Below are 15,868 nucleotides of genomic sequence, written 5' to 3' on the forward strand. Positions count from 1 at the left end.
CACGACCGCGCCCTGTACGTTCTCGTCCGTGCCTGCCTCCAGAAAAGCCGCCTTGCTGCTCGCTTCCGCGACATTGCTGACGATGTCCGCCACCGCCCCCGCTTTCGCGGACGGGAAGCCGGACGACAAGGACCAGCCGAAGCCGCCCGCTTCGATGTCGACCGTCGGCGGCGCACAGCTCGGCGAGCCGGGCACCCAGGTGAAGCTCAAGTCGGGCGCCCCCGTGCTGCCCAAGGACCTTTCGGCGCGCTCCTGGATCGTCTCGGACGCGGAGTCGGGCGAGGTCCTCGCCTCGCACAACGCGCACTGGCGGCTGCCCCCGGCGAGCACCCTCAAGATGCTCTTCGCGGACACGGTCCTGCCGAAGTTCCCCAAGACGCAGAAGCACAAGGTCGAGCTCTCCGACCTGGAGGGCATCGGCGCGGGCAGCAGCATGGTCGGCATCAAGGAGAACGAGACGTACTCCGTCCACGACCTGTGGCTCGGTGTCTTCCTGCGGTCCGGCAACGACGCGGTGCACGTCCTGTCCGCGATGAACGACGGCGTCGACAAGACCGTCAAGGACATGCAGAAGCACGCCGAGGACCTCCAGGCCCTGGACACCCACGTGGTCTCGCCGGACGGTTACGACGCCAAGGGGCAGGTCTCCTCGGCGTACGACCTGACGCTGTTCGCCCGCTCCGGGCTCCAGAAGAAGGACTTCCGGGAGTACTGCTCGACGGCCACCGCCCAGTTCCCCGGTGAGACGAAGAAGATCACCAAGGGCAAGAACAAGGGCAGGACGAAGCGCGAGTCCTTCGGGATCCAGAACACCAACCGGCTGCTCACCGGTGCCCTGGGCGTCGAGCCCTACAAGGGCATCGCGGGCGTCAAGAACGGCAGCACCACGAACGCGGGCAACACCTTCACCGGTGTCGCCGAACGCGGCGGCAAGGTCCTCCTTGTCACCGTCATGAACCCCTCCTCCGGAGAGCCCCACGCGGTCTACAAGGAGACGGAGCGGCTCTTCGACTGGGGCTTCAAGGCCGCGGGCAAGGTCGACCCGGTGGGTGAGCTGGTCGCGCCGAAGGGTGCCACGGGTGCGGGCAAGGGCGCTCCGGGCAGCGGTGACGGCAAGAGCGGCGCCGCCGCCGCGAAGATGGCGCACGCCTCCGACGGAGGGTCGAGCGGCATGGGCGTCGCGCTGGCGGTGACGGGCGGCGTGGTCGTGCTGCTCGCCGCGGGCGTCTTCGTCGTCAGGCGCCGGATGCCGCTGCCGGGCCAGGCCGGCCGTCGCCCGCGTCAGGACTGACAGCGGGAGTCTCCTCGCCCTCCGCGGCGTCCGGGTGCTCCGCCGTATGTGCGGTCTTCTGCGTCGCCGTCCAGGCGGCGCAGAACAGCAGCAGTTTCGCGGTGAAGTTGATCCACAGGAGCATCGCCACGGGCACGCCGAACGCGCCGTACATGCTCTTGGCGGCGACCCCCTTCATGTAGCCGCCGAGCAGCAGTTTGAGCAGCTCGAAACCGGCCGCGCCGATCAGCCCGGCGGTGAGGAGGTCGCGCCGGTGCGGCTGGACGCCGGGCAGCAGCGTCAGGGCGTAGAGCAGCAGCAGGAAGTCCGCGAGGACGGCGATCGCGAACGCGGCGACCTGGAGCAGGACCGCTCCCCAGCCCGTCTCGTCGATGCCGAGGAGGTCGGCGGTCCAGCCGACGGCGGTCGAGGCGAGCGCGGACGCGGCGAACGAGGCGAGGCCCGTGCCGCCCAGCCCGATCAGCACCCTGGCGTCCTTGACCTTGCGCAGGACGGGGTTCTCCTCCTCGTCCGGCAGCTCCCAGACGGCCCGCAGGCACTCCCTCATGGAGCCGATCCAGCCGATGCCGGTGAAGAGCAGCAGGGCACCCGCGACGAGGCCGACGGTGCCCGCGTTGGCGACCAGGGCGTCGAGGTCGAGCTGGTCGGAGATGCCGGGGACCTGCTCGGAGAGTCTGTCCTCAAGGGTGTTCTGCTGCTTCTTGGAGAGCGTCGCCGCGGCGATGGCGGCGGCGACGGTCAGCAGCGGGAAGAGCGCCAGGAAGCTGATGAAGGTCATCGCGGCCGCGAGGCGGGTCCAGTGGACGCCGTCGAGCCGTTCGTAGGCGCGCCACGCGTGCGTGCCCATGCCCTTCTCGACGAGCGGCCCGATGCCGGGCAGTCTCTTCAGCCAGTCCATGAGGCCTCCCTGCCTGCTGTCCTGTCCGAAGTCGTGCCCCGAGTCCCGCCCGACACGCGGAACACCAGCGTCCGGGTTCCCCAGAACCGCAGAACGGTGGCGAGGGCCATGCCGACTCCGGCGCCCGAGACGGTGTCCGCGCGCTGCGAGGTGAGGCCGAGCCCGTAGTGGGACACGGCGACGCACAGCAGTTGGACGAGGGCGCCGGCGACGTTGACGGCGAAGAACACCGCGTACTGGCGCAGCCGTGAGACCCCGGTGTGCCTGCGCCGGTAGGTGCCGAGCGCGTTGCCCGCGTACGCCACGGAGCAGCCCGCTACGAAGGAGAGCGATTTGGCGGTCAGCGGGTCCATGCCCACGGGTCCGCGCAGCCAGACGAAGAGGCCGAGGTCGGCCGCGTACGCGCAGATCCCGGTGGCGGCGAAGCCCAGCAGTTCGGGTCCGAGCGTCCGCAGACGTCCGCGTAGGGAATTCAAACTCACCAGTCCGCGACGGCGAGCCCGTACATCGCCACCCACACCATGCCGATCACGGCGAGCGCCCTGTCCCGCAGGACGACGTCCTCCGGCTCGCCCGCGGTGCCCCGGTCGGCGAAGACGGCGTAGCGCAGGATGGCGAGGATGAAGGCCGTCATGGACAGCTGACGCCAGGGCAGCAGACTGCCGTTGGCCGTGCTGCCGCCCTCTTCCATGGCCCACAGGCAGTACGCGAGGACGGCGACCCCGGCGGCCAGCTGCCATACGAAGCGCAGATAGCCGGTGGTGTACTCGGTGAGCAACGCGCGCGTGGCGCCCAGTCTCTCCGTGCCGGCGGACATCTGGACGGCTTCGGAGTAGCGCTTGGCGGAGACCATGAAGAGCGCGCCGAACCCCGTGGTGATCAGGAACCAGCGCGAGAGCGGGATGTCGAGCGCGAGGCCGCCGATCATGGCGCGCATCAGGAAGCCGGTCGTGACGATCGTGAGGTCGACGACGAGGACGTGCTTGAGGCTGACGCAGTAGGCGAGTTGCATGCCGACGTACGCGGCCAGGAGCGCTGCGGTCAGCGGGGTGCACAGGACGGCGGCGGCCAGGGGCGCGAGGGCCGCCAGGAGCCCTCCGACGGTGTAGGCGATGGGTACCGGCACCTGCCCTGCCGCGACCGGCCTGCGGCACTTGGTGGGGTGGGCGCGGTCGGCGTCCGCGTCGCGCGCGTCGTTGATCAGGTAGACGGCGGACGCGGCGGCCGTGAACAGTCCGAAGACGATCGCGAGTTGCGTGAGGGCATGGCGCGAGAAGAGTTCGCCCGCCGCCGCGGGGGCCGCGACGACCAGGACGTTCTTCACCCACTGGCGGGGGCGCGCGGTCTTCAGAAGGCCGAGCGGCAGGCTGATGGGGCCCGGCCGGGACGGCTGGCGCGGACGAGGGCGCTCCAGGACGGTGGAGATACGTTCAGGCATGGCTGCGGCCCCCGTTCACCCAGGCGGCTCCCACGCGCGCGGTGAGCGCGCCGAGCGCCGCGCCCGCGGCCACGTCCGAGGGGTAGTGCACGCCGACGACCATCCGGGAGACGCACATCGCGGCGGCCAGCGGTGGCACGAGGCGGGCGCCGACGGGGCGCAGCGCTCCGTACGCGACGGTGGCCGCGGCCGCCGAGGTGGCGTGCGAGCTGGGGAAGGAGTGCCGGCCCGCGGTGCGCACGAGAGGTTCGGTGCCGCCTGGGCCTTCGGGGCGTGGGCGGCGGACGACCCGCTTGACGCCCATGCTGGCCAGGTGGGCGGCGGCGGTCAGCGCCGTCGCGCGCAGCCAGCCGCCGCGCCGCTCGCGGTCCACGGCGGCGCCCACGAGCCCGGCGGTGATCCAGAGGGCTCCGTGCTCGCCGCTCCAGGAGAGTGTGCGCGCGGCGGTGGCCACGCGCGGGTCGGTGCCGCAGTCGCGCAGGGCCGACAGCAACCTGTGGTCCATGTCGTGCATGTGGCCTCTTTTTCGAAGACATCCGAAGAGATTCGAGAGCTGGGCACCTCGACTCTTCTAGCCAACCCTCAAATAATTCCGGCAATCTTGGATGACACTCGCTCAATCACCCATTTCGGTGAGAGTAGGGATGATTTATTGCGAAGCACCTCTAAGCGGGCGCTACGGTCGGTGCCATGCCTGCCGACTCCCCCGCTCTGACGCCCTCCGAAGCCGTGTCCGTCTCCGGTTGGGGCCGCACGGCCCCGACCACAGCCCGGCTGGTGAGACCCCGCACACAGGAGGAGGCCGCGGCGGCCGTACGCGACTGCGGCGAGCGGGGCGGCATCGCCAGAGGCCTGGGCCGGGCGTACGGCGACGCGGCGCAGAACGCGGGCGGCGACGTCTTCGACATGACGGGCCTGGACCGGGTGCGCGCCATCGACGCCGACGCGGGCACGGTCGTCTGCGACGCGGGCGTCTCGCTGCACCGCCTGATGGAAGTCCTGCTCCCCCTCGGCTGGTTCGTGCCGGTGACTCCGGGGACCCGCTATGTGACGGTCGGCGGGGCCATCGGCGCCGACATCCACGGCAAGAACCACCACGTCTCGGGGTCGTTCTCCCGCCACGTGCTCGCGATGGACCTGCTCACCGCCGACGGCACGGTCCACACCGTCACACCGGGCACCCCCCTGTTCGACGCCACGGCGGGCGGCATGGGCCTGACCGGGCTCATCGTGTCGGCGACGGTCCAGCTCCAGGCGGTAGAGACGTCCTTGATGTGCGTCGACACGGAGCGCGCGACGGACCTCGACGACTTGATGGCCCGCCTCACCGCGACCGACCACCGCTACCGCTACTCGGTGGCCTGGATCGACCTCCTCGCGCGCGGGACGTCCATGGGCCGCTCGGTCCTGACCCGTGGCGACCACGCCCCCCTGGACGCGCTTCCGGCACGGGCACGCGCGCGTAGAGCCCCGCTCGCGTTCCGCCCGGCTCAACTCCCCGCCGCCCCCTCCTTCGTACCGGAACGGCTGCTCGGCAAGGCCTCGGTGGGTCTCTTCAACGAGCTGTGGTACCGCAAGGCGCCCCGCTCCCGCACCGGTGAGCTCCAGAAGATGTCCGCCTTCTTCCACCCTCTGGACGGCGTCCCGCACTGGAACCGCATCTATGGACGCGGCGGTTTCGTCCAGTACCAATTCGTCGTCGGGTACGGCAAGGAAGAGGCCCTGCGCCGCGTCGTACGGCGCATCTCGGAGCGCGGCTGCCCGTCCTTCCTCGCCGTACTGAAGCGCTTCGGAGAGGGCGATCCCGGCTGGCTGTCGTTCCCGATGCCCGGCTGGACGCTCGCGCTCGACATTCCCGCGAACCTGCCGGGCCTCGGCGTCTTCCTCGACGAGCTGGACGAGGAAGTGGCCGCCGTCGACGGGCGCGTCTACCTCGCCAAGGACTCGCGGCTGCGGCCCGAGATGCTCGCCGCGATGTATCCGCGGCTGGACGACTTCCGCGCTCTGCGCGCCGATCTTGACCCGCGCGGCGTGTTCCGCTCGGACCTCTCGCGCCGCCTCGCCCTCTAGGAGACCGGTACTCATGAAAGACGCCTTCGGCACCCCTCAGACCCTGCTCGTCCTCGGCGGCACCTCGGAGATCGGGCTCGCCACCGCCCGGCGCCTCGTCGCCCGCCGCACCCGCACGGTGTGGCTGGCCGGCCGCCCCTCACCGGCCCTGGAGAGCGCCGCGTCCGGGCTGCGCGACATGGGGGCGGACGTGCGCACCGTCGCCTTCGACGCGCTCGACCCCGAGTCGCACGAGGAGAGCCTCGGCAAGATCTTCGCCGAGGGCGACATCGACATGGTGCTGCTCGCCTTCGGCATCCTCGGCAGCCAGGCGCACGACGAGGACGAACCCCTCTCCGCGGTGCGCGTCGCCCAGACCAACTACACCGGGGCGGTCTCCGCGGGCCTGGTGTGCGCGCGGGCGCTGCAGTCCCAGGGGCACGGCTCCTTGGTAGTGCTCTCCTCGGTCGCGGGCGAGCGGGCACGCCGCTCCAACTTCATCTACGGCTCCAGCAAGGCGGGCCTGGACGCCTTCACCCAGGGCCTCGGAGACGCGCTGTGCGGCACCGGGGTGCATGTGATGGTCGTCCGCCCCGGCTTCGTGCGTTCGAAGATGACGGCGGGCCTGGAGGAGGCTCCCATGGCGACCACTCCGGAGGCGGTGGCGGAGGCCATCGAGACCGGTCTGCGGCGACGCTCGGAGACGGTGTGGGTACCCGGGGCGCTGCGGGTGGTCATGTCGGCGCTGCGGCACGTACCGAGGCCGGTGTTCCGGCGTCTGCCGCTCTGAGGGCCCGCACAGGCGCGGCCGACGGCCTAACGGCCCTTCGGGGGTTCGTACGTGGCGACCACCGGCAGGGTCAGCGGGCCGCTGCTCTGCAGCACGTAGACCTTCCCCGCGCCGACGAACCTCCTCGTGCCCGGCACCGGGACGATCGGGTCGAGCCAGAGCTGTTGCTTTCCCTTGGCCGTGATCTCGCCCTTCGCGGGCAGGCGCGGCCAGGACAGCTCGGTGCAGCGGCCCTGCGGCGAGCGGTAGTGACGTACTCCGAAGAGAAGGCCTCCGTCCTCGCCGTGCGTGGCGATGGCCTTGGAGAGGCACGGGTCCTGGTCCGCGCCCTTCCGCTCATGCCAGCGGGAGCCGTCCCAGCGCAGCAGTATGTGCTCGATGGAGGGCTCCCTCTCGGCCTCTCCATGGTTGAAGGTGTGCGAGCCGTACGCCCACGCCTCCTTGGGAGAGACCGCCTCCACACCGGCGAGGGAGGCTCCCGGTTCCGGCGGAACGGGCGCCGGGAAGCGGTAGTTCGGCGTCTGTGTGGTCGTCCACGACGCGCCGTCCCAGTGCATCGCGGCGGGTTGGTTGAGTTCACCGCCGGCACCGCCCACTCCGGGGCCACTGGTGCGGAAACCGACCACCCATAGGTCGTCGCTCGCCGTGCCGTCGAGTGTGGTGGCCACCGCGGGCAGCGCATGGGCGTTCCAGCGCGTGCCGTCCCAGTGCGTGATCTGTCGCGAGCCGCGCAGCATCCATACGTCGTCGGGGGCGAAGACCTTGACCTCTTCGACGGCGCCTTCGCCCTGCGGCAACCGGACACGGTGCCAGCGGGCGCCGTCCCAGCGTGCCGCGCTCTGCACCGAGTCGGGGTCGGAGTCGAGGCCGGAGCCGAAGATCCACACGTTGTCCGGTCCCGAGGAGTCGAGACGCGGCCGGTGGATGTTCCCGTCGAGTTCGGCCGGCAGCTTCTGACGCCGCCAGTCGGTGCCGTCGTAGTGCAGCAGGTACTGGTCGTCGGGATCGTCGGTCATGCTGCCGTCGCCCCTCTCATAGCCCGCCGCCCAGATGTCGTCCCCGGAGGGCGCGGTGACGGTGGTCAGTTCGCCCTTCGCCGCCTTGTCGACGTACTGCAGGCGCCACGAGCCACCTTCGGCGGAAGCCGGCGAGCCGGTCGCGGGACGCCGCGCGGTACCCCGGTCGTCGCTGCCGCAGCCCGCCACGGAGAGGGCCAGGACGGCCAGGACCGCTGCTGTCTTCTTCATGGCAGGCCCCTAGCGCTTCAGCGTGACGACGACGGCCTTGGACGCGGGCGCCCCGCTCTGCAACACGTCGACCGTCCCAAAACCGATCACCTTGTCCGTGCCCGGCACCGGAACGATCCTCTGGAGCCAGAGCTGCTGCTGCGACTCCGGGCGCACACCTCCGGCGTTGGGCAGCCGCGGCTTCTTGATCTTGGTGCAGGTGCCGTCGGCGGCAAGGTGCCAGTTGCCGTCCATGAAGAAGCCGCCGTCGCCGTCCCTCATCACCGGACGCCGATACTCACACGCTCCGGAGAACGGCTTGTCCCGCGTCCAACGGGAGCCGTCCCAGCGCAGCGTGAAGGACGACGGCCGCGGGTCGGGGTTCTCTTCCGCGTCGTACCCCTTGAAGGAATGGTCCCCGGAGACACGGGCGTACGTCTTGGAGGCGACGTCGATCTCCCTGAACGCGGCGAAGGGTTCGGGCGGCACCGGGGCGGAGAAGCGGAACGTCCCGGTCTTGGTGAGCGTCCACTTCTCGCCGTCGAAGTGCATCGCGGCGGGCTGCGACACCTGCCCTCCCGCGCCGCCGATGCCAGGCCCCGTCGTGCGGGAGCCGACCGCCCACACGTCGTCCCGGGCCGAACCGGCGAGGGCCACGACCTTTTTTGCGGGCATGGGCGTCACCGCCCAGCGGCTGCCGTCCCAGTGCGTGACCGTGCCATCGCCCTGGAGCACCCACACGTCGTCGGGCGCGATGACCTCGACGTCCGTGAGCGGGCCCGTCGGAGCGTTCCTCACGGGGCCCCAGCGGGTGCCGTCCCAGAGGGCGTAGCGGGCGTTCTCCGGTGCCGCGGCGGTCCCTTCCACAGTGCTCAGCCAGATGCCCGCCGACCCCAGGGACTCCATGCGCGAGACACCGGGGACACCCGCGACCGGCATCGGTTTCCGCGACCACTTCTCGCCGTCGAAGTGCAGCAGGTGCCCCTTCACCAGCCGCCCGTCCGCGCCGACGCCGTCGCTGCCCAGGGCCCAGATGTCGTCCGGCGCCATGGCGGCCCCGTCGACCAGCTCGCCGTTCCCGTCGTCGATGCGCTCGTACGCCCAGGAGAGCCCGGTCGGGCGCGGCTTGTCCGGCTCGGCGTCGGCCTCCCTGCCGCGCTTCTCCGCGCCACAGCCGGCCGCCATGACGGCGAGCACGGCGACGGCGGCCACTGATCTACGCATGATCCCCCCGGCACGGGCCGACCGGGGGCTCCCCCGGTCAGCGAGCGGGCAGCGTACCCCGGACGGCCGGGGAAGGCGTCTGAGGGGGCACCAGGGGGCCGCCGAAGACGAACTCGCGCAGCTTGCGCCAGACACCGTCGGACCCCTGCTCGTACAGCGCGAATCCGGTGCAGGGCCACTCGGCCTCGTACTCCGAAAGCTCCTCGTACGCCCGGTCCATGGCCTCTTCGGAGATGCCGTGCGCCACCGTGACGTGCGGGTGGTACGGGAACTGCAGTTCGCGCGCCATCGGCCCCGACGCGTCCCGCACCCGCTCCTGCAACCAGGAACAGGCCGCGCCGCCCGCCACCACCTGCACGAAGACGACGGGTGACAGCGGACGGAAGGTGCCCGTGCCCGAAAGCCGCATCGGGAAGGGCCGGCCGGCCGCCGCGACCGAGAGGAGGTGCGCCTCGACCGCGGGCAGCGCGGACGCGTCCACTTCAGTAGGAGGCAGCAGGGTCACGTGCGTGGGGATGCCGTGCGCCGCGGGGTCCCCGAAGCCCGCACGCCGCTCCTGGAGCAGGCTGCCGTGTGGCTCCGGGACCGCGATCGAGACGCCGATCGTTACGGTCCCCACGTCGTACTCCTGTCGTCGTGTCGATGGGCAGGGGGCGCTGCTCGCTGAACAGCGCGGTGCGGTTGTCGTGCTCGGTCAGGCGGGGCTAGTGCTTGGCGGGCAGGAAGCCCACCCTGTCGTACGCCTGCGCGAGGGTCTCGGCGGCGACGGCACGTGCCTTCTCCGCGCCCTTGGCCAGGATCGAGTCGAGCGTCTCCGGGTCGTCCAGGTACTCCTGGGTGCGGTCCCGGAACGGGGTCACGAACTCGACCATGACCTCGGCGAGGTCGGTCTTCAGCGCACCGTAGCCCTTGCCGACGTACTTCTGCTCCAGTTCCGCGATACCGGTTCCGGTGAGCGTGGAGTAGATGCCGAGGAGGTTGCTGACGCCCGCCTTCTCCGCCACGTCGTAGCGGACCACCGTGTCCGTGTCGGTGACGGCGCTCTTGACCTTCTTGGCGGTGGCCTTGGGCTCGTCGAGGAGGTTGATCAAACCCTTCGGCGTGGACGCCGACTTGCTCATCTTGATCGACGGGTCCTGAAGGTCGTAGATCTTCGCCGTCTCCTTGAGGATGTACGCCGACGGAACGGTGAACGTCTCCCCGAACCGGCCGTTGAAGCGCTCGGCGAGGTCACGGGTGAGTTCGATGTGCTGGCGCTGGTCCTCGCCGACCGGGACCTCGTGGGCCTGGTACAGCAGGATGTCCGCGACCTGCAGGACCGGGTACGTGAACAGGCCGACGGAGGCGCGGTCGGCGCCCTGCTTGGCGGACTTGTCCTTGAACTGCGTCATACGGGAGGCCTCGCCGAAGCCGGTGAGGCAGTTCATCACCCAGGCGAGCTGGGCGTGCTCGGGGACGTGGCTCTGGACGAAGAGCGTGCAGCGCTCGGGGTCGAGACCGGCGGCGAGCAGCTGGGCGGCGGCGAGCCGGGTGTTGGCACGCAGCTCGGCGGGGTCCTGCGGAATCGTGATCGCGTGCAGGTCCACCACCATGTAGAAGGCGTCGTGGGACTCCTGCAGCGCGACCCACTGGCGGACCGCGCCGAGGTAGTTGCCGAGGTGGAACGAGCCGGCGGTGGGCTGGATCCCGGAGAGCACACGAGGTCGTTCAGAGGCCATGGGGCCCATTCTCTCAGGTCACTCTCATAGCTCGGAAACAGGCTTGGGACGGTGGGAACCGATCGCACCCGACCGGTGTATCAAGAGTGTGAGGACACAGGGGGAGGTCCTGGAGGGGGGCCGCGTCGTCGACGAAGGTGCGGTGATCGCCCGCGTGCGCGCCGGAGAAGCGGAGGCGTACGCGGAATTGGTGCGCGAGTTCACCGGCATCGCACTCAGGGCGGCGGTGGCACTCGGCGCGGGATCGGACGCGGAAGACGTGGTGCAGCAGGCCTTCTTCAAGGCGTACTGCTCGCTGGGGCGGTTCCGGGACGGCTCGGCGTTCAAGCCGTGGCTGCTCGCGATCGTCGCCAATGAGACGAGGAACACAGTGCGTTCGGCGGTCCGACAGCGGTCGGTCGTCGGGCGGGAGGCGGCGCTCATAGAGGCGGAGCCACTGATACCGGAATCGTCCGACCCGGCGGTGGCCGCCGTGCGGGACGAGCGCAGGACGGCGCTGCTCGCCGCCCTGGACCAGCTCGGCGAAGATCAACGCATGGTCGTCACCTACCGCTATCTCCTGGAGATGGACGAGGCGGAGACGGCCCAGGCGCTCGGCTGGCCGAGGGGCACGGTGAAGTCCCGGTTGAACCGCGCGCTGCGCGCCCTGGGCCGGCTGCTTCCCGGGGAAGGAGGTGAGGGAAATGAGTGAGCGGCACGGCGAGTCGGACGGCGAGAAGCGCGAGCGGCTCCGGCAGGAGCTGCGGGCGCTCGGCCGCTCGATGGACGCGCGGGGCGCGGGTGGCGCGGGCGGCGCGGGCGGCGCGGGCGGCGAGACGATGGCCGAGCGTGTCATCGCGCAGATACTCGCGGAGAGCGTCCCGCCCCCGGCCCCCGAGCCGACCGGCCCCGCCGAGCGGCTGCGCCGGTTGCGGCGCGGTCTGCGGCACGGGCTGCGGGCGCGGTGGCGGGTGGTCACGGCCGGGCTGTGCGGAGTGCTCACGGTGCTCGCGCTCACGCCACCGGTGCGGGCGGCGGTCTTCGAATGGTTCGACTTCGGCGGGGTCGAGGTGCGGTACGACCCGTCGGCGTCGCCGTCGGCCGGGCGCGGCGTGCCCGGCTGCGGTGATCCGGTGTCGCTGGAGGAGGCGCGGAGCCGGTCCGGGTTCACGCCGGCGGTGCCGCAGTCGCTCGGCACGCCGGACGCGGTGTCGGTGACGCGCGAGCCGGGCGGCCGCGACCTGGTCAGCCTCTGCTGGCGCGAAGGCGGCCGGACGGTACGGCTCGACGAGTTCCCGGCCCTCCTCGACCCGGGGTTCGGCAAGACGGTGCGGGAGCTGCCGGACTTCGTGGACGTCGGGCGTGATCAAGGCCTGTGGTTCGCGCGCCCGCATCGGCTGACGTTCTGGATGCGGGACGAGGACGGTGAGCGGTGGACCCGCTCGGAGCGGGCGGCGGGCCCGACCCTGCTGTGGACGCGGGGCCAGAAGCTGACGCTGCGGCTCGAAGGGGTGGCGTCCAGGGAGCGGGCACTGGACATCGCGGAATCCGTTCCGACCGGGCCGTCCGAATCGGGAACCTGAACGGCTCGGGCGGTGTACCAGAAGTGAATCGGTGCGGAGGGGCCGCACCGACGGGCGGCTGGGGGATGGACATGCGGATGGTGAGGCGGCTGGCGGCGCTCGCGGCGGGCGCGGCGGTGGTCCTGGTGAGCGCATCGCAGGCAGCGGCGGGCGGGGTGACGAGCGTGCTGGTGGCTTCGCCCGAGAGCGGGCAGACCAAGGCGCTCAACGGCACCGACGGAGAGTTCGGCGCGTTGCAGTCCCTGCTCGGCGGCCCGAACCGGGGCCGGGGTGACATGCCACCGGGCTTGGAGGTGGGGGACGGGGCCCGGCAGATCAACGTGACCTGGTTGCTCCACGACGTGCAGCCGGGCCGGGTGGACCGCGTCTATCCGAGGACGAAGCCGACGACGGACACGGGCGCCGCCCAGGACATATGGATCCACACATCGATGGACATGGAGACCATGGACGGCTCCTGGCACAAGGCCGAGGACCCGGCTCGGCTGCGCGCGCTGCTGAAGGACATCGGGATGCTCGGCAAGGCCTCGAAGAACGGCAGCGCCGGGATACCGCCACCCGCGTGGTCGAAGCCCGAGCCCGAGCAGGAGACCGGCCCTTCGCGCGCCGCCGACCGGGGGACGGGCCCCGCGGACGACGACAGCACGGGCTGGCATTGGGCGATATCCGGCGCGGCGGGCGGCGCGGTCGCGGGGGCCGCCGGGGTGCTGCTGCTCCGACGCCGGGGGGCTCAGGAGGAAGATCCGGGTCCCCGGCAGGAGTTGGTGGACGTCCAGGAGGTGTCCTGGCGCCGGGAGTGAGGCGGGTGTCAGTCCGTCGGCAGACCCGGGGCCGGGTGGGCGGCCATCAGGTCGGCGACCTCGGCCCTGATCTTCGTCAGCGCCTCCTCGTCACCGGTGCCGGCGGCGGCGACACCGCGGTCGATCCAGTCGGCGACGGTCGCCATGTGCTCCGTGCCGAGACCACGGGAGGTGAGGGAGGGAGTGCCGATACGGACACCCGAGGGGTCGAACGGCTTCCTGGGGTCGAACGGCACGGTGTTGTAGTTGACGACGATCCCGGCCCGGTCCAGGGCCTTGGCGGCCACCTTGCCCGGGACGTCCTTGGGCGTGAGGTCCATCAGGATCAGATGGTTGTCGGTGCCGCCGGAGACCAGGTCGAAGCCGCGGGCGAGCAGCGCCTCTGCCAGGGCCTTGGCGTTGGCGACGACCGCGTGGGCGTAGTCGCGGAAGGAGGACGTGGACGCCTCGTGGAGGGCGACCGCGATGGCCGCGGTGGTCTGGTTGTGCGGGCCGCCCTGCAGGCCGGGGAAGACCGCCTTGTCGATGGCCTTGGCGTGCTCCTCGCGGGACATGAGCATCGCGCCGCGCGGGCCGCGCAGGGTCTTGTGGGTGGTCGTGGAGATCACGTCGGCGTGCGGCACCGGTGAGGGGTGGGCGCCGCCCGCGATCAGACCGGCGATGTGCGCGATGTCCGCGACCAGTACGGAACCGGCCTCGCGGGCGATCTCGGCGAAGGCGGCGAAGTCGATGGTGCGAGGGAGGGCCGTGCCGCCGCAGAAGATCAGCTTGGGGCGTTCCTTGAGGGCGAGGTCGCGCACCTCGTCGAGGTCGATGAGCCCGGTGTCCTGGCGTACGCCGTACTGCACGCCCTGGAACCACTTGCCGGTGGCGGAGACGCCCCAGCCGTGGGTGAGGTGGCCGCCCATGGGCAGGGCCATGCCCATCACGGTGTCGCCGGGCTCGGCGAAGGCGAGGTAGACGGCGAGGTTGGCCGGGGAGCCGGAGTAGGGCTGGACGTTGGCGTGCTCGACGCCGAAGACGTCCTTGGCGCGGGCGATGGCCAGGCGCTCGACGGGGTCGATGTTCTGCTGGCCCTCGTAGTAACGGCGGCCCGGGTAGCCCTCGCTGTACTTGTTCTGCAGGACGGTGCCGGAGGCTTCGAGGACCGCGGAGGAGACGTAGTTCTCGCTGGGGATCAGCCGCAGGGTGTCGGCCTGGAGCTGTTCCTCGGCGCCGATGAGTGCGGCGAGTTCCGGGTCCTCGGCGGCGAGGGCGGGGTGATGGCGAGAGGGAGAGGAAGGGAGAGTCATGGCGTCCTCCGGGGCGAGCGGTAAGTGTCCGGTCGTGGTCCCGGGGTGCCCAGGCGGGCGGCACCTCGAAGGTTCTGCCTCGCACGGCTTCCTCGGGGTTCATTCCCCGTGCGCCAGTCGCCGTGCTGTTGGGGCCACCATAGCGGGCACGCCGTTGTGGCAGGTTTCTTCGTCCGCGATGCGAGCGACGATAGAACGTGGAGGGCTCGGCCAACCCGGCCAACCCGGCCGCCGCAATCGCGCCATGCCGCAGGACGAACGGAGACCCCGTGTCGACTATGTCATCCCCGTTTGCGTCATCTTCGTCACCGCAGCCACCGCAGCCACCATCCTCATCGCCCTCGTCGCCCTCATCGACCGCTGGAGCGGGCGCCGGTTCGGTCACCGGTCAGTTCATCGCCTCGGCGGAGGAGCACAGCGCGCACAACTACCACCCGCTGCCCGTCGTGGTCACCTCGGCCGAGGGTGCGTGGATGACCGATGTCGAGGGGCGCCGCTACCTCGACATGCTCGCCGGGTACTCCGCGCTCAACTTCGGGCACGGCAACCGCCGCCTGATCGACGCGGCCAAGGCGCAGCTGGATCGCGTGACGCTGACGTCGCGTGCCTTCCACCACGACCGGTTCGCCGAGTTCTGTACGCGCCTGGCGGAGCTGTGCGGCAAGGAGATGGTGCTGCCGATGAACACCGGCGCGGAGGCCGTCGAGACGGCCGTGAAGACCGCGCGGAAGTGGGGGTACAGGGTCAAGGGCGTGCCGGACGGGCGGGCGAGGATCGTCGTCGCCTCCGACAACTTCCACGGCCGGACCACGACCATCGTCAGCTTCTCCACGGACGCGGAGGCACGGGCGGACTTCGGGCCGTACACCCCGGGGTTCGAGATCGTGCCGTACGGGGATCTGGCAGCGCTGCGGGCCGCGGTCACCGACGAAACCGTGGCGGTGCTGCTGGAGCCGATCCAGGGCGAGGCCGGGGTGCTGGTGCCGCCCGCCGGGTATCTGGCGGGGGTCAGGGAGCTGACCCGCGAGCGCGGGGTGCTCTTCATGGCGGACGAGATCCAGTCGGGGCTCGGCCGGACGGGGCGTACGTTCGCGTGTGAGCACGAGGGCGTGGTGCCGGATGTGTATGTGCTGGGCAAGGCGCTCGGGGGTGGGGTCGTGCCGGTGTCGGCGGTGGTCGCCGACGCGGATGTGCTCGGGGTGTTCAAGCCGGGCGAGCACGGGTCGACGTTCGGCGGCAACCCCCTCGCCTGCGCCGTGGGGCTGGAGGTGATCGCCATGCTGTCGACGGGTGAGTTCCAGGAGCGGGCCACGGAGCTGGGTGAGCATCTGCACGCCGAGCTGGGGCTGCTGTCCGGGACCGGCAAGGTGACGGAGGTGCGCGGGCGGGGGCTGTGGGCGGGCGTGGACATCGCCCCGTCGCTCGGCACGGGTCGGGAGGTCTCCGAGAGGCTGATGGATCGCGGGGTGCTGGTCAAGGACACGCACGGCGCGACGATCCGCCTCGCTCCCCCGCTGGTGATCAGTAAGGAGGACCTGGACTGGGGGTTGGCTCAGCTGCGGGCAGTCCTCAGTTAGGGG

The 15,868-nt window shown here is 71.1% G+C and carries 16 protein-coding genes and 1 riboswitch; of the genes, 7 read left to right on the top strand and 9 right to left on the bottom strand.

Annotated elements, in window-relative coordinates; all coding sequences use genetic code 11:
- The first annotated feature begins 82 nt into the window (after window positions 1-82).
- The gene (locus ACWDZ7_RS00810) at window positions 83-1,291 is read left to right on the top strand and encodes a D-alanyl-D-alanine carboxypeptidase family protein (protein ID WP_451793777.1); all 1,209 of its coding nucleotides are present in this window, start codon (window positions 83-85) and stop codon (window positions 1,289-1,291) included.
- Here the strand turns inward: ACWDZ7_RS00810 and ACWDZ7_RS00815 are convergent.
- Genes ACWDZ7_RS00815 through ACWDZ7_RS00830 form a run of 4 tightly spaced genes read right to left on the bottom strand, consistent with a single transcriptional unit; the run spans window position 1,236 to window position 4,141 of the window.
- A complete protein-coding gene (locus ACWDZ7_RS00815) occupies window positions 1,236-2,189 on the bottom strand; it encodes a YihY/virulence factor BrkB family protein (protein ID WP_451793778.1) in 954 nt (317 codons plus the stop codon). The genes ACWDZ7_RS00810 and ACWDZ7_RS00815 overlap by 56 nt on opposite strands.
- Entirely contained in the window at window positions 2,177-2,665 is a 489-nt protein-coding gene (locus tag ACWDZ7_RS00820) for a GtrA family protein (RefSeq protein WP_451793780.1), read from the bottom strand. Before ACWDZ7_RS00820 ends, ACWDZ7_RS00815 begins: the two co-directional genes overlap by 13 nt.
- A gap of 2 nt (window positions 2,666-2,667) precedes the next feature.
- A complete protein-coding gene (locus ACWDZ7_RS00825; RefSeq protein WP_451793781.1) occupies window positions 2,668-3,627 on the bottom strand; it encodes a decaprenyl-phosphate phosphoribosyltransferase in 960 nt (319 codons plus the stop codon).
- The gene (locus tag ACWDZ7_RS00830; protein ID WP_451793782.1) at window positions 3,620-4,141 is read right to left on the bottom strand and encodes a phosphatase PAP2 family protein; all 522 of its coding nucleotides are present in this window, start codon (window positions 4,139-4,141) and stop codon (window positions 3,620-3,622) included. Before ACWDZ7_RS00830 ends, ACWDZ7_RS00825 begins: the two co-directional genes overlap by 8 nt.
- A gap of 176 nt (window positions 4,142-4,317) precedes the next feature.
- Here ACWDZ7_RS00830 and ACWDZ7_RS00835 point away from each other — a divergent pair, with 176 nt between their 5' ends.
- Together ACWDZ7_RS00835 and ACWDZ7_RS00840 are read left to right on the top strand one after the other, a co-directional pair.
- Window positions 4,318-5,697 (top strand): FAD-binding protein, encoded by a 1,380-nt coding sequence (locus ACWDZ7_RS00835; RefSeq protein WP_451793783.1) that lies wholly within the window; start codon window positions 4,318-4,320, stop codon window positions 5,695-5,697.
- A gap of 13 nt (window positions 5,698-5,710) precedes the next feature.
- Window positions 5,711-6,466 (top strand): decaprenylphospho-beta-D-erythro-pentofuranosid-2-ulose 2-reductase, encoded by a 756-nt coding sequence (locus ACWDZ7_RS00840; RefSeq protein WP_451793784.1) that lies wholly within the window; start codon window positions 5,711-5,713, stop codon window positions 6,464-6,466.
- Between the two features lie 26 nt (window positions 6,467-6,492).
- On the opposite strand, the gene ACWDZ7_RS00845 is transcribed toward ACWDZ7_RS00840, so the two are convergent.
- From ACWDZ7_RS00845 to trpS, 4 genes are all read right to left on the bottom strand, one after another.
- Entirely contained in the window at window positions 6,493-7,713 is a 1,221-nt protein-coding gene (locus tag ACWDZ7_RS00845; RefSeq protein ID WP_451793785.1) for a hypothetical protein, read from the bottom strand.
- Between the two features lie 9 nt (window positions 7,714-7,722).
- Window positions 7,723-8,916, bottom strand: a complete 1,194-nt coding sequence (locus tag ACWDZ7_RS00850; RefSeq protein WP_451793787.1) for a hypothetical protein — start codon at window positions 8,914-8,916, stop codon at window positions 7,723-7,725.
- Window positions 8,917-8,953: 37 nt separating this feature from the next.
- Window positions 8,954-9,535, bottom strand: a complete 582-nt coding sequence (locus ACWDZ7_RS00855; protein ID WP_451793788.1) for a 2'-5' RNA ligase family protein — start codon at window positions 9,533-9,535, stop codon at window positions 8,954-8,956.
- A gap of 85 nt (window positions 9,536-9,620) precedes the next feature.
- Complete coding sequence (gene trpS, locus ACWDZ7_RS00860) at window positions 9,621-10,634, bottom strand: tryptophan--tRNA ligase (protein WP_451793789.1); 1,014 nt, start codon at window positions 10,632-10,634, stop codon at window positions 9,621-9,623.
- A gap of 142 nt (window positions 10,635-10,776) precedes the next feature.
- Here trpS and ACWDZ7_RS00865 point away from each other — a divergent pair, with 142 nt between their 5' ends.
- The 3 genes from ACWDZ7_RS00865 (at window position 10,777) to ACWDZ7_RS00875 (ending at window position 12,996) form a co-directional block, all read left to right on the top strand.
- Window positions 10,777-11,325 (top strand): RNA polymerase sigma factor, encoded by a 549-nt coding sequence (locus ACWDZ7_RS00865; RefSeq protein WP_451794144.1) that lies wholly within the window; start codon window positions 10,777-10,779, stop codon window positions 11,323-11,325.
- Window positions 11,318-12,196, top strand: coding sequence for a hypothetical protein (locus ACWDZ7_RS00870; RefSeq protein ID WP_451793790.1), 879 nt, complete (start codon window positions 11,318-11,320; stop codon window positions 12,194-12,196). The genes ACWDZ7_RS00865 and ACWDZ7_RS00870 overlap by 8 nt, the downstream gene beginning before the upstream one ends.
- Window positions 12,197-12,273: 77 nt before the next feature.
- A complete protein-coding gene (locus ACWDZ7_RS00875) occupies window positions 12,274-12,996 on the top strand; it encodes a hypothetical protein (protein ID WP_451793792.1) in 723 nt (240 codons plus the stop codon).
- Between the two features lie 8 nt (window positions 12,997-13,004).
- Here ACWDZ7_RS00875 and ACWDZ7_RS00880 read toward each other — a convergent pair whose 3' ends face one another.
- On the bottom strand, window positions 13,005-14,288 hold the full coding sequence (locus tag ACWDZ7_RS00880) for a serine hydroxymethyltransferase (protein ID WP_451793793.1): 1,284 nt from the start codon (window positions 14,286-14,288) through the stop codon (window positions 13,005-13,007).
- A gap of 40 nt (window positions 14,289-14,328) precedes the next feature.
- Window positions 14,329-14,419, bottom strand: a riboswitch (ZMP/ZTP riboswitch).
- A 147-nt stretch (window positions 14,420-14,566) separates the two neighbouring features.
- Between ACWDZ7_RS00880 and rocD the strand changes: the two genes are divergently transcribed.
- Window positions 14,567-15,865, top strand: a complete 1,299-nt coding sequence (rocD, locus tag ACWDZ7_RS00885; protein WP_451793794.1) for an ornithine--oxo-acid transaminase — start codon at window positions 14,567-14,569, stop codon at window positions 15,863-15,865.
- The last annotated feature ends 3 nt before the right edge of the window (window positions 15,866-15,868 follow it).

The organism is Streptomyces sp. NPDC003032 (assembly GCF_053591415.1).

Excerpts from the sequence above, each read along its gene's own strand:
- ACWDZ7_RS00825 (WP_451793781.1), bottom strand. The coding sequence starts at position 3,627 with ATGCCTGAACGTATCTCCACCGTCCTGGAGCGCCCTCGTCCGCGCCAG.
- ACWDZ7_RS00815 (WP_451793778.1), bottom strand. The coding sequence starts at position 2,189 with ATGGACTGGCTGAAGAGACTGCCCGGCATCGGGCCGCTCGTCGAGAAG.
- ACWDZ7_RS00875 (WP_451793792.1), top strand. The coding sequence starts at position 12,274 with ATGGTGAGGCGGCTGGCGGCGCTCGCGGCGGGCGCGGCGGTGGTCCTG.
- rocD (WP_451793794.1), top strand. The coding sequence starts at position 14,567 with ATGTCATCCCCGTTTGCGTCATCTTCGTCACCGCAGCCACCGCAGCCA.
- ACWDZ7_RS00850 (WP_451793787.1), bottom strand. The coding sequence starts at position 8,916 with ATGCGTAGATCAGTGGCCGCCGTCGCCGTGCTCGCCGTCATGGCGGCC.
- ACWDZ7_RS00840 (WP_451793784.1), top strand. The coding sequence starts at position 5,711 with ATGAAAGACGCCTTCGGCACCCCTCAGACCCTGCTCGTCCTCGGCGGC.
- ACWDZ7_RS00870 (WP_451793790.1), top strand. The coding sequence starts at position 11,318 with ATGAGTGAGCGGCACGGCGAGTCGGACGGCGAGAAGCGCGAGCGGCTC.
- trpS (WP_451793789.1), bottom strand. The coding sequence starts at position 10,634 with ATGGCCTCTGAACGACCTCGTGTGCTCTCCGGGATCCAGCCCACCGCC.
- ACWDZ7_RS00845 (WP_451793785.1), bottom strand. The coding sequence starts at position 7,713 with ATGAAGAAGACAGCAGCGGTCCTGGCCGTCCTGGCCCTCTCCGTGGCG.
- ACWDZ7_RS00880 (WP_451793793.1), bottom strand. The coding sequence starts at position 14,288 with ATGACTCTCCCTTCCTCTCCCTCTCGCCATCACCCCGCCCTCGCCGCC.
- ACWDZ7_RS00810 (WP_451793777.1), top strand. The coding sequence starts at position 83 with ATGTCCGCCACCGCCCCCGCTTTCGCGGACGGGAAGCCGGACGACAAG.
- ACWDZ7_RS00835 (WP_451793783.1), top strand. The coding sequence starts at position 4,318 with ATGCCTGCCGACTCCCCCGCTCTGACGCCCTCCGAAGCCGTGTCCGTC.
- ACWDZ7_RS00830 (WP_451793782.1), bottom strand. The coding sequence starts at position 4,141 with ATGCACGACATGGACCACAGGTTGCTGTCGGCCCTGCGCGACTGCGGC.